Genomic DNA, 10,111 nt, shown 5'->3' on the forward strand with positions numbered 1-10,111 from the left:
ACAAATTGAAGGTGAACAACAAAGATTATGACGAAAAGATGATTATTCTGATGAGATAGAAGATAATATCAAAATATAAATTAATTTCAAACCCGATTCGGATATATTACTACGAGTCGGGTTTTTTTTTGTGCAGAGCGGAGTTTATCCTATATGGATATAGGGATTAGCTTTTATACTTTCTTAAAATGAATAGCTAAAATAGAAAGAAAAAAAATGTCACATAATTTTAAAAATCTTGACTGAATTTAATTTTGAATTTTTTTATATAGACAGAATATTTGATTAAATATTTTTTTAGAGAAAGAGATAAAAAATGAATAAATTAATCTATGTCGTTGATGATGAACCTGATATTCTAGAACTTTTACTAATTAATATCAGTAAAGCCGGATATGAAGTTTCTGCTTTTGAAGATTCGGTTTCTTTTTTGGATAGATTAAAAACCAAATTACCCGATTTGATTGTTTTAGATATAATGCTTCCGGAAATTGATGGTTTTGAAGTTTGTAGAATTATTAGAAACTCAGAATTATGGAAAGAAATTCCAATCATAATGCTAACCGCCAGAGATGATGTGATGGATAAAGTTCTAGGCTTAGAATTTGGAGCTGATGACTATATGGTGAAACCTTTTTCCCCGAGAGAATTGTTGGCTCGAATAAAAAGTATTTTACGTAGAACAGCTACAAAAACTGTTTCAGCAAAGGAGAATATTCGAAAAATTGGAGATAACCTTAAGATTAATCTTGCTAAATATGAAGTGCGATCGGATGAAAAAATTCTTGATCTCACTTCTACTGAATTTAAGATATTGGAATTGCTTTCCGAGCGAAGAGGTTGGGTGTTTTCTCGTAATCAATTATTGAACCATCTTTGGGGAAATGATAAAATTGTAATTGATAGAACTATTGATGTTCATATTAGAAACTTACGAAAAAAGATGGGTGAGACTGGAAACCTGATCAAAAATATTCGAGGAATTGGCTATAAACTTATTTGACTTTGATAAAGAGTTTAGTCGTTGATTTTAGTGAAAAAAAACGACTAAAAAATGATAAAAGAGAAAGGAAAGCAAAAGAGAAAGGAAGAAGCTGAATTAGTGTCTATCCGTAAAGTGCTATTTTTCGACCTCACCCCGACCCTTCCGCCAGCTGGCGGAGAGAGGGAGATAAAAATCCCCCTTCTCTTTGAAGAGAAGGGGTTAGGGGATGAGTTGTAAAAAGGATGAAGAATATATTTTACTTGATATGCTACTTTACGGACAGACTCGAATTAGAGTTATATTTTTGAGTGGAAAATCTTAAGTCAAGTTCAAAAAAACGGAACTTAACTCAAGATTTTCCTCAAGATGATTGTATTAACAAAGGAAAAAATATGAAATTCGGGATTTTTCAAAAACATCTTTTAAGTTTTACCCTCTTGATAATTCTCTCATTATTCGTTTCACTGATTGTTTCACTAAACTCAATTAAACAAAGTTACCTTGAATATACAAAAGAACATCTATTACATCTCGCGAAATCGGTTGAAATGATTATTGAACAAGATTCTCTGCAAGCTGGAAATGAACAGCTGATAGGGAAAATTCAAATACTATCGGAAAATATTGATTCCAGAATTACAATAATTTTAGAAGATGGTGAAGTTATAGTTGATTCTGAAACAGACCCTAATCTGATGGTGAATCACAAAAACCGTCCTGAAATTTTGGAAGCCGGAAATAATGGAATAGGATTTAGATTACGCATAAGTAATACGCTTCACGAAAAAATGATTTATGTGGCAATTCCAATTTATCAAGAAGGAAAAATCAAAGCATTTATTCGGGTGAGTGGTTTTGTGAATGAGATTTTTGATTTATTGGATACTATCAAAAATAATATTTTTCTCACAGCATTTATTGTAATAATCTTTTCATTTATTATCTCTTTGATTTTGGCAAATCATTTCACGAAACCAATCAGGAAACTTGCCGCAGCTTCGCAAAAAGTAGCAAATGGAGATTTTAAGATAAGAATTTTTTCTAAGAATAAAGATGAAACTCACGAATTAACGAACAATTTCAATTTAATGGTGGAAAAGATAGATCAACAAGTTTCAGAGCTATCAATAAAATCAGAGGAATTAACTTCTATCATAAATTCTATTCAAGAAATTTTTTGGATAATAGATAGCAAAGATAGAATTGTATTTCATAATCAATCATTTATAGATTTTGTGAGTGTAAACGCTATTGAAGAGAGCTTTTATTGGAATGTTTTTGAAAATCCCGAACTCATTGAAAGGGTTGGAAATATTTTAAAATCCAAAGTAAGTGCAAAGCTTGAAATTAAGATTAGAGCCAGATTTTATCTGATTAGTAGCTCTTATTTGCAGAAATCTTCTTCGACAATTTTTCTTTTGTATGATATTACGGAAATCAAAAATTTACAGAAAATGAAAAAGGATTTCGTAATCAATGCTTCCCACGAACTCAAAACTCCGCTTACATCTATAAAAGGATTTTTGGAAACAATGGAGAGTGATCTAAGTTCGGATTATTCTCATTATTTTAATATTCTGAAAAGAAATACCGACCGTTTGATCTATATTGTTAATGATATTATGAATTTATCCGAGATTGAATCAACTCGCCAACTTACATTTGAAAAAATGGATATTAGAAAAATTTTGCAAAATTCAATAAATATCTTTGAGCAAAGTGCATCTGAAAAGAGAATAAAAATCATAACTAATTTTGCTGAAATACCTAAGATCGAAGTTGATCCTTTTAGATTGGAACAGGTTTTTGTGAATCTAATTGATAATGCGATCAAATATTCAAATGAAAATAATTCTGTTTCTATTTCGGTTATTACTCAAGATAATTATGTGAGGATAGATTTTGTTGATTCCGGAATTGGCATCTCAGAAGAAAAAATACCTCGTTTATTCGAACGATTTTATGTTATTGACAAATCAAGAACCAGAAAAGTGGGTGGAACAGGTTTGGGATTGTCAATTGTGAAACATATTATTCAGCTTCATAGAGGAAAAATAGAAATTCAAAGTAAACTTGGTGATGGAACAAGCGTAAAAATATGGCTTCCGATAAAAATTTAGATTTTGAGAAGAAACTGGAATCTGTCATTCCTTTGATAAAAAAAATTGCTTCAAATTATTTAAGTTCTGTTGTAACAATGGAAGAATTGATTCAGGAAGGAACTTTGGGAGTTTATGAAGCTTTCAAAAGATTTGATCCTCAAAAAGAAGTTAAGTTCTCTACCTACGCTGTATTCTGGATAAAAAAATATATTTTGAAATTTATCGGAGCTGGAAGAAATAACGAGAAATTTAGTGAAGCTTTCTCCTATGAGAAAAAAGATTCCGGTAAAATGAATAATACTGAATCTGCTTCTGAAGAAAATAATAGAATAATATTTCCCGAAAATATTCCGAATATAGAAAAGAAAGTTCTGGGGCTTTTATTCAATGAAGAAAAAACTCTTAAAGAGATTTCAGTAATTCTAAAAATATCAAGAGAACGAGTTCGTCAAATCAAAGAAAAAGGTTTGAGAAGATTAAGGCTAAATAGTGTCGGAAAATCTTGAGTTAAGTTCCGTTTTTTTGAACTTGACTTAAGATTTTCCAACTCACAAATATAACGTAAACTAACTTAATAGGTAACTTTTTCAATTCGGCACGGAATCAGGCTTCGTTACACTATGCCCGGACAGGTTGGTCCGTGACGTCTCTTCAAACGGAATGGTCCGTGCCGTCTCGCAAAGACTCCTTTACGGATGGACTCTAAATAAGCAAGAATAGGCAATCCTATCTGTGAAATTGCAAGTAAAATAAACAATTCTTTTTAATTGATCCATAATTCCAATAAATTTCAATTCTGACATTTTTTTCTCTTTTAAATTATTAACTATTCAGGGTTAGTTATTCACTGTTTTCTCTCTTCTTAACACAATCTTAACAATCCGCTTATTTTTAATTAACAATCCAAAAGTATAATACTATGAACAAAAAAAATATAAAGGAGTAATTAAATGAAAAAAAGCATTTTATTACTAATGTTCATTTTATCAATCATCTGCTCATTAACTGCTAAAACAAAACTAAAGATGGAGTTATGGAACAGATGGACTTATCAAACGGAAGATGGTGTGCTCAAGAAAAACGAAATGGCTTTAAAAAGAGGTTATTTTCGATTAGAACCAACCTTTGGGAATAACATTAAAGGACGTTTCAATCTTGATTTTTATAGTGATGATGATTCTCCCACCGGAGCTGGAATGAAATTGAAATATGCTTATCTTGATTTCAATAATTTATTTCCGGTAAAAGACCTAAAACTCACAGCCGGATTGATGAAAACATATTTCGGAACAATCTATTCGTGGGATTATACAACAATAGAGAAAGATCCTTCCGATAAGTACAAATTTGTAAGTTCTACGGATTATGGAGTTGGTCTAAGCGGATATTTCCCAAAAGGATTCGGAACTTATCAATCTGCTGTTTATAATGGTGAAGGCTACAAAAAAACAGGAGATGATCTTAATAAAGATATGAATTTTCTCGTAAATACAAGAATTACACCTATTCCCGGGATTACCGTAGGTGGTTCATTTATGATGAAAACTGCTAAAGATAGTGAAATTGCCGATAGCACAGGAACAATGATCAATAATCCTGATAGAGAAGAATTTATGCAATTTGCCGGAGTTGGAAAATTTGCTTATGGTCCTGCCAAATTATTAGTTCAATTTCTAAACCAGACAAAATCCAAACCAAATCAAAATGATTATGATGATGTGACTAAAACAGTTATTTCTTTGATGCCGACTTTCAAAATCAATAATTCATTTGATCTTGTGGCGAGATATGATATTTATGACCCAAATACAGATGCGGAAAATGATGGAAAATCTTTGTTGCTTTTGGGAACAAATTATTACATTATGCGTGATGCAAAAAATAAACCTAAGTTATTCATTCAGGCAAATTATGAGATTGAAACCCCGGAAGATAGCGAAAAAGACCCGCTAAATACAATCATGGTCCAATTACGTTGGATATTCTCTAATAAAATATAATAAAAAATAAGAGGAAAATTATGAAAAATCTATTAAAGAAAATTGTAATTACAAACATTATTATGATGCTGATAGTCGTTCCCTGCTTGGCAAAAAGAAATCACGTAACAATTGCCGGTTCCACAACCGTGCTTCCCATTGCTCAAGCAACTGCCGAAATTTTTATGGATAACAATCCGGAAATAAATATCTCTGTTCGTGGTGGCGGTTCAAGTGTAGGAATCGCTTCGATTATGGCTGGAACTGTGGATATTGGAAATGCTTCCCGTCATATCAAAAACAAAGAGCTTTTGGCTGCCCGAGAATCGGGAATCAATCCGGTGGAACATATTGTTGCGAATGACGGAATTGCTGTCGTTCTTCATAAAGACAATTCTGTAAAAGCTCTTACAATGGCTCAAGTGAAAGATATTTACACAGGTGAAATACAAAATTGGAAAGAACTTGGTGGAAAAAATATGCCAATTGTAGTTATCTCAAGAGATGTATCATCCGGAACTTTTGAAGTTTTCAATAAACTCGTTCTCAAAGGAGCAAAGAGTATTGACGGGGCTCTAATGCTTGCTTCCAATAATGCTGTGGTTACCACAATTTCTTCTACACCGGGAGCAATCGGTTATGCCGGACTTGGTTATGTAACAAAAAGAATAAAAGCTGTTACAATTGATGGAATAATGCCTACGGTCAAAACAATTCAATCCAAAGAATATCCTATCTCCAGAACTCTTCATATGTACACCAACGGAACTCCAAAAGGATTGGTAAAGCAATACATTGATTTTGTCTTGTCTGCTGAAGGACAAAACATTGTTGAAGAACTGGGATTTGTAAAAGTTGATTAAGCCTTTGCTGAGTAGAGTTTTCCAAGAAGAAAAATGTCTCGCAAAGACGCAGAGACGCTAAGATTAAAAGACTTCGTGAAATGTGAAGTGAGAATTATTCGATTGAAATCATCATTCTCGCTTCACACTCATTATTATCGTTGCGAAGCAAGTCTGATTAAGTCTATCTTGTTCCCAAGGTTCTGCTTGGAAACGAGAATAGATTTCTTCGACTCGAAAGAGTAACTTATAATGAATAGTGAAAATTTTATAAATCCCTCTAACTCCCCTTTGTAAGGGGAAGGGTTGAGGATGGGATACGGAAATTAAATGAAAAATTTTAACGAAAAAGTATTTAAGGCAATCACTCATATTGCGGCTTTATTTACAATTGCCTGTCTTGGTGGAATTATTATCACACTATTTCACGAAGGTTTCCCAATCCTTAAATACGCCGGTTTAACAGAATTTTTTGGAATTGAATGGCATCCAACCCTTTATCCGGCTGATTTTGGAATTACAGCCTTAATAGTTGGTTCGATTGTAGTAACGCTGGGAGCTTTATTGATTGCGATACCATTTGGAGTTGGTTCTGCGATATATATTTCCGAAATTGCCGGAAATAGAACAAAAGAGATAATAAAACCGTTTATTGAACTTCTTGCCGGTATTCCTTCAGTGGTTTACGGTTTATTTGGAATGGCTTTTCTTGCTCCGTTTATGATAAAAGTATTTGGCATTCCAAACGGATTGAATGCACTTTCCGCTTCGATTATACTCGGAGTGATGGTAATTCCGATTATTTCGAGTATGAGTGAAGATGCAATTTCTACAGTTCCCAAAAGCCTGAGAGAAGCTTCTCTTGCTCTGGGAGCTACCAAATGGGAGACAATTATCAAAGTTGTTTTACCGGCAGCAAAAACCGGAGTTATGGGAAGTATAATTCTCGGTTTTGGACGTGCAATTGGGGAAACTATGGTAGTAATTATGGTTGCCGGAGGAGCTGCTCAGATTCCTTCAAGCCTTTTTCAACCTGTACGACCAATGACAGCTGCTATTGCTTCCGAAATGGGAGAGACTGTAATCGGAAGTCCTCACTTTCACGCTTTATACGGAATTTCCGTCGTGTTGTTCATTATCACTTTCATCTCTAATTTTATCACGGAATTTGTCTTTCTGAACAGGAGAAACAGATGAACAGGCGCAAATTGAACCAACTTCTCGGGATTAATCTGCTTCGATTTTTCCTGTTATGCACTGCAATGTTTCTCATAGTATTTCTTTATGTAATCTTCAGCAAAGGTTGGGGAGTGATAAGTTGGGAATTTCTTAGCAAATCTCCGCGAAAGTTTATGACGGAAGGTGGAATTTTTCCGGCAATAGTCGGAACTTTTTGGCTAACTGTTCTTTCCATAGCAATTTCATTTCCTCTTGGCATTTTCACAGCAATTTATATGACAAATTATGCAAAACCAAAATGGTTAGTGAGAATTGTGAGAATTGCCGTGAACACTTTGGCGGGAATTCCTTCGATTATTTACGGTCTTTTTGGACTGACGGTTTTTGTAAGATTATTTCATTTTGATGTTTCAATGCTGGCTGGTTCGCTCACTTTGGCAATTCTGGTTTTACCGGTGATAATCAATAATGCCGAAGAAGCTATTCGCAGTGTCCCCAGAGATTTTGTCGAAGCTTCTTTGGCTTTGGGAGCAAATCAAAGGCAAACTATTATGAAGGTAATTATTCCTACAGCTTTGCCTAATATTTTAACAGGAACAATTATCAGTATCGGTAGAGTTGCCGGTGAAACAGCTCCGATTTTATTTACGGCAGCAACGTTTTATACACGTAGATTGCCCAAAACTGCGATGGATGAAGTGATGGCACTTCCGTATCATATTTATGCACTCCTCACCGAAGGCGTAAACGCAGAAAAACAAATACCAATTGCTTATGGAACTGCTGTTGTACTGTTGGCTTTGGTTTTATTTGTCAGTGCAATAGCGATAATTATCAGATATAGAATGAGGAAAAAACGAAAATGGTAAAAGCACATATTCAAACAAAAGAGTTAAATCTCTGGTTCGGAAAAAAACACGTTCTGCAAGATGTTTCTATTTCGATTTTTGATAAAAAGATTACTGCTTTGATAGGACCTTCCGGTTGTGGGAAATCAACTTTACTGCGTACTTTTAACAGAATGAATGACCTGATTCCCGAAACTAAAATATGCGGTAAAGTAATATTGTCTGATCTGGATATTTATGCTTCCAAAAACGATATTTCAAGAATACGTTCTCAAGTGGGAATGGTTTTTCAAAGACCAAATCCCTTTCCCAAATCAATCTATAAAAATGTAGCTTTCGGCTTGGAAATTAGAGGTGAAAAGAGAGCGAAAATCAATGAAATTGTGGAAAAAAGTTTAAAAAATGCTTGGCTTTGGGATGAGGTAAAAGATAGATTGAATGATTCCGCTTTTTCATTATCCGGAGGTCAACAACAACGACTTTGTATCGCGCGAGCTTTAGCCAATGATCCTGAAATCATCTTATTTGATGAACCGACTTCCGCTCTTGATCCGCAATCTACTGCAAAAATCGAAGAATTATGTATTGAACTCCGAAAGCAGGTAACAATTCTGATCGTAACTCACAATATTGCTCAAGCAGGAAGAATTTCCGATTATACAGCATTTATGTATCTTGGTGAATTAATGGAATTTGGTGAAACTAAAAAAGTATTTACAGTACCGGAAAATAAAAAAACGGAAGCATATTTGAATGGTGTATTTGGGTAATTTAAGAAAAAAAAGCTCACTTAGAGACGCTGAAATTAAAAAAATACAAAGGAAAAAGTAGAATTAGAGTCCATCCGTAAAGTAGCCTTCTCGAGAAGTCACGGACCAACCTGTCTGGGCATAGTGTAACGAAGCCTGATTCCGTGACTAATTGAAAAAATTATCTATTAAGTTAATTAGCGTTATATTTGTGAGTTGGAAAATCTTAAGTCAAGTTCAAAAAAACGGAATTTAACTCAAGATTTTCCTTTACGGACAGACTCTAATTAAGAAGGAGAAATAAAATGTTAAATAAAATTGATCAAATAAAAAAGCAGATTATAATTCAAGCGGGAACAGTTGAATCAATGCTTGAAAACTTTATTGAAAATCTAAAAGATAAAGATAAAGAAAAACTCAAAGAGATATTTATTTTGGAAAACAAAGTGAACGCTTACGAAATTGCAATTGAGGAAGATGCTATTGCGATGATTGCTTTGAATCAACCGGAAGGAAAGAATCTGAGAACTGTGGTGATGATCTTGAAAATGAATAATGATCTGGAAAGGATTGGCGATTTGATAACAGACATTAGTAATTTCTATATTGTTTATCTGGAAAGTAATAATTTTATTAATATAGAAACCCCTATTTTAATGGCTAAGAAATCTCAAGAAATGTTGCGAGAAAGCATCGAATCATTTAAAAAAGAAGATTGTGAATTAGCACGAAATGTTTGTAAAAAAGATGATATAGTTGACGATTTGCATGCCGAATTGAGGAATGAGATTATCAAATACATTAAAACCAATCCTGAGGAAATCCGAATGATGTTTGATTTTTATGATATTATTTTTAAGATCGAACGAATTGCCGATCTGGCAACAAATATCGCCGAAGAAGCTATTTATTTATCCGAAGGGAAAGATATAAAGCACGGACAGTTTGATTAGAATTTATTTTTTGAAAACTTTCACGTAACACACAGCTCCATAGCCACGCTAGGAGAGAAAGTGAGAGAGCGTGGCAGCTGCCATCTATTAGGTATTAAATGGCATTAGAATTTATAAAAATTTATTAATAAAAGAAGTCGTTATGAATTTGATAAAAATAGCAATTTTATTTATATTAATGAGTCCACATAAAAAAAAGCAAACCAATCCAGCAATCAGTGTAATTTTTTTTTAGTGTAAAAACTTTCTGAACTTTCATAAAAATGAGATAAACCCATTTAATTGCCAGAAAAGTTGACAAAGAATATTGTCGGAAAATTTTTAATCAAAAATATTTGATTAAAAGAAAAGGACTACACTATGAGAAAATATGTGTTTACACTCACCCTAATTTGCATATTGCTTTCTGCTATGTTTTTAGCGGCAGAAAACGTAATTATCCGCATCAAGAATACCGACAGAGCAACAGCCGAT

General features: G+C 33.4%; 10 protein-coding genes. All 10 read left to right on the forward strand.

Going from position 1 to position 10,111, the window contains the following annotated elements; genetic code table 11:
* The first annotated feature begins 316 nt into the window (after window positions 1-316).
* A complete protein-coding gene (locus U9P79_08875; GenBank protein MEA2104733.1) occupies window positions 317-1,003 on the forward strand; it encodes a response regulator transcription factor in 687 nt (228 codons plus the stop codon).
* 51 nt (window positions 1,004-1,054) lie between these two features.
* Window positions 1,055-1,222, forward strand: coding sequence for a hypothetical protein (locus U9P79_08880; GenBank protein ID MEA2104734.1), 168 nt, complete (start codon window positions 1,055-1,057; stop codon window positions 1,220-1,222).
* A gap of 155 nt (window positions 1,223-1,377) precedes the next feature.
* Complete coding sequence (locus U9P79_08885) at window positions 1,378-3,105, forward strand: ATP-binding protein (GenBank protein ID MEA2104735.1); 1,728 nt, start codon at window positions 1,378-1,380, stop codon at window positions 3,103-3,105.
* Entirely contained in the window at window positions 3,084-3,593 is a 510-nt protein-coding gene (locus tag U9P79_08890; GenBank protein ID MEA2104736.1) for a sigma-70 family RNA polymerase sigma factor, read from the forward strand. The genes U9P79_08885 and U9P79_08890 overlap by 22 nt, the downstream gene beginning before the upstream one ends.
* Window positions 3,594-4,037: 444 nt before the next feature.
* Complete coding sequence (locus U9P79_08895) at window positions 4,038-5,087, forward strand: hypothetical protein (protein ID MEA2104737.1); 1,050 nt, start codon at window positions 4,038-4,040, stop codon at window positions 5,085-5,087.
* Between the two features lie 20 nt (window positions 5,088-5,107).
* A complete protein-coding gene (locus tag U9P79_08900) occupies window positions 5,108-5,929 on the forward strand; it encodes a PstS family phosphate ABC transporter substrate-binding protein (GenBank protein MEA2104738.1) in 822 nt (273 codons plus the stop codon).
* Window positions 5,930-6,238: 309 nt separating this feature from the next.
* Complete coding sequence (gene pstC, locus U9P79_08905; GenBank protein ID MEA2104739.1) at window positions 6,239-7,105, forward strand: phosphate ABC transporter permease subunit PstC; 867 nt, start codon at window positions 6,239-6,241, stop codon at window positions 7,103-7,105.
* The gene (gene pstA, locus U9P79_08910; protein MEA2104740.1) at window positions 7,102-7,956 is read left to right on the forward strand and encodes a phosphate ABC transporter permease PstA; all 855 of its coding nucleotides are present in this window, start codon (window positions 7,102-7,104) and stop codon (window positions 7,954-7,956) included. Before pstC ends, pstA begins: the two co-directional genes overlap by 4 nt.
* Window positions 7,950-8,705, forward strand: coding sequence for a phosphate ABC transporter ATP-binding protein PstB (gene pstB, locus U9P79_08915; GenBank protein ID MEA2104741.1), 756 nt, complete (start codon window positions 7,950-7,952; stop codon window positions 8,703-8,705). Before pstA ends, pstB begins: the two co-directional genes overlap by 7 nt.
* Before the next feature lie 284 nt (window positions 8,706-8,989).
* Window positions 8,990-9,637 carry a phosphate signaling complex protein PhoU gene (gene phoU / locus U9P79_08920; GenBank protein ID MEA2104742.1) on the forward strand — a complete coding sequence of 216 codons (648 nt, stop codon included), beginning with the start codon at window positions 8,990-8,992 and terminating at the stop codon, window positions 9,635-9,637.
* The last annotated feature ends 474 nt before the right edge of the window (window positions 9,638-10,111 follow it).

This window comes from Candidatus Cloacimonadota bacterium, from assembly GCA_034661015.1.
In the GTDB taxonomy this organism is placed as follows: Bacteria; Cloacimonadota; Cloacimonadia; order JGIOTU-2; family JGIOTU-2; genus JAYEKN01.

Bases quoted from the DNA above. Each gene is read 5' to 3' on its own strand.
- U9P79_08875 (MEA2104733.1), top strand. From the start codon at position 317: ATGAATAAATTAATCTATGTCGTTGATGATGAACCTGATATTCTAGAA.
- U9P79_08880 (MEA2104734.1), top strand. From the start codon at position 1,055: ATGATAAAAGAGAAAGGAAAGCAAAAGAGAAAGGAAGAAGCTGAATTA.
- U9P79_08885 (MEA2104735.1), top strand. From the start codon at position 1,378: ATGAAATTCGGGATTTTTCAAAAACATCTTTTAAGTTTTACCCTCTTG.
- U9P79_08890 (MEA2104736.1), top strand. From the start codon at position 3,084: ATGGCTTCCGATAAAAATTTAGATTTTGAGAAGAAACTGGAATCTGTC.
- U9P79_08895 (MEA2104737.1), top strand. From the start codon at position 4,038: ATGAAAAAAAGCATTTTATTACTAATGTTCATTTTATCAATCATCTGC.
- U9P79_08900 (MEA2104738.1), top strand. From the start codon at position 5,108: ATGAAAAATCTATTAAAGAAAATTGTAATTACAAACATTATTATGATG.
- pstC (MEA2104739.1), top strand. From the start codon at position 6,239: ATGAAAAATTTTAACGAAAAAGTATTTAAGGCAATCACTCATATTGCG.
- pstA (MEA2104740.1), top strand. From the start codon at position 7,102: ATGAACAGGCGCAAATTGAACCAACTTCTCGGGATTAATCTGCTTCGA.
- pstB (MEA2104741.1), top strand. From the start codon at position 7,950: ATGGTAAAAGCACATATTCAAACAAAAGAGTTAAATCTCTGGTTCGGA.
- phoU (MEA2104742.1), top strand. From the start codon at position 8,990: ATGTTAAATAAAATTGATCAAATAAAAAAGCAGATTATAATTCAAGCG.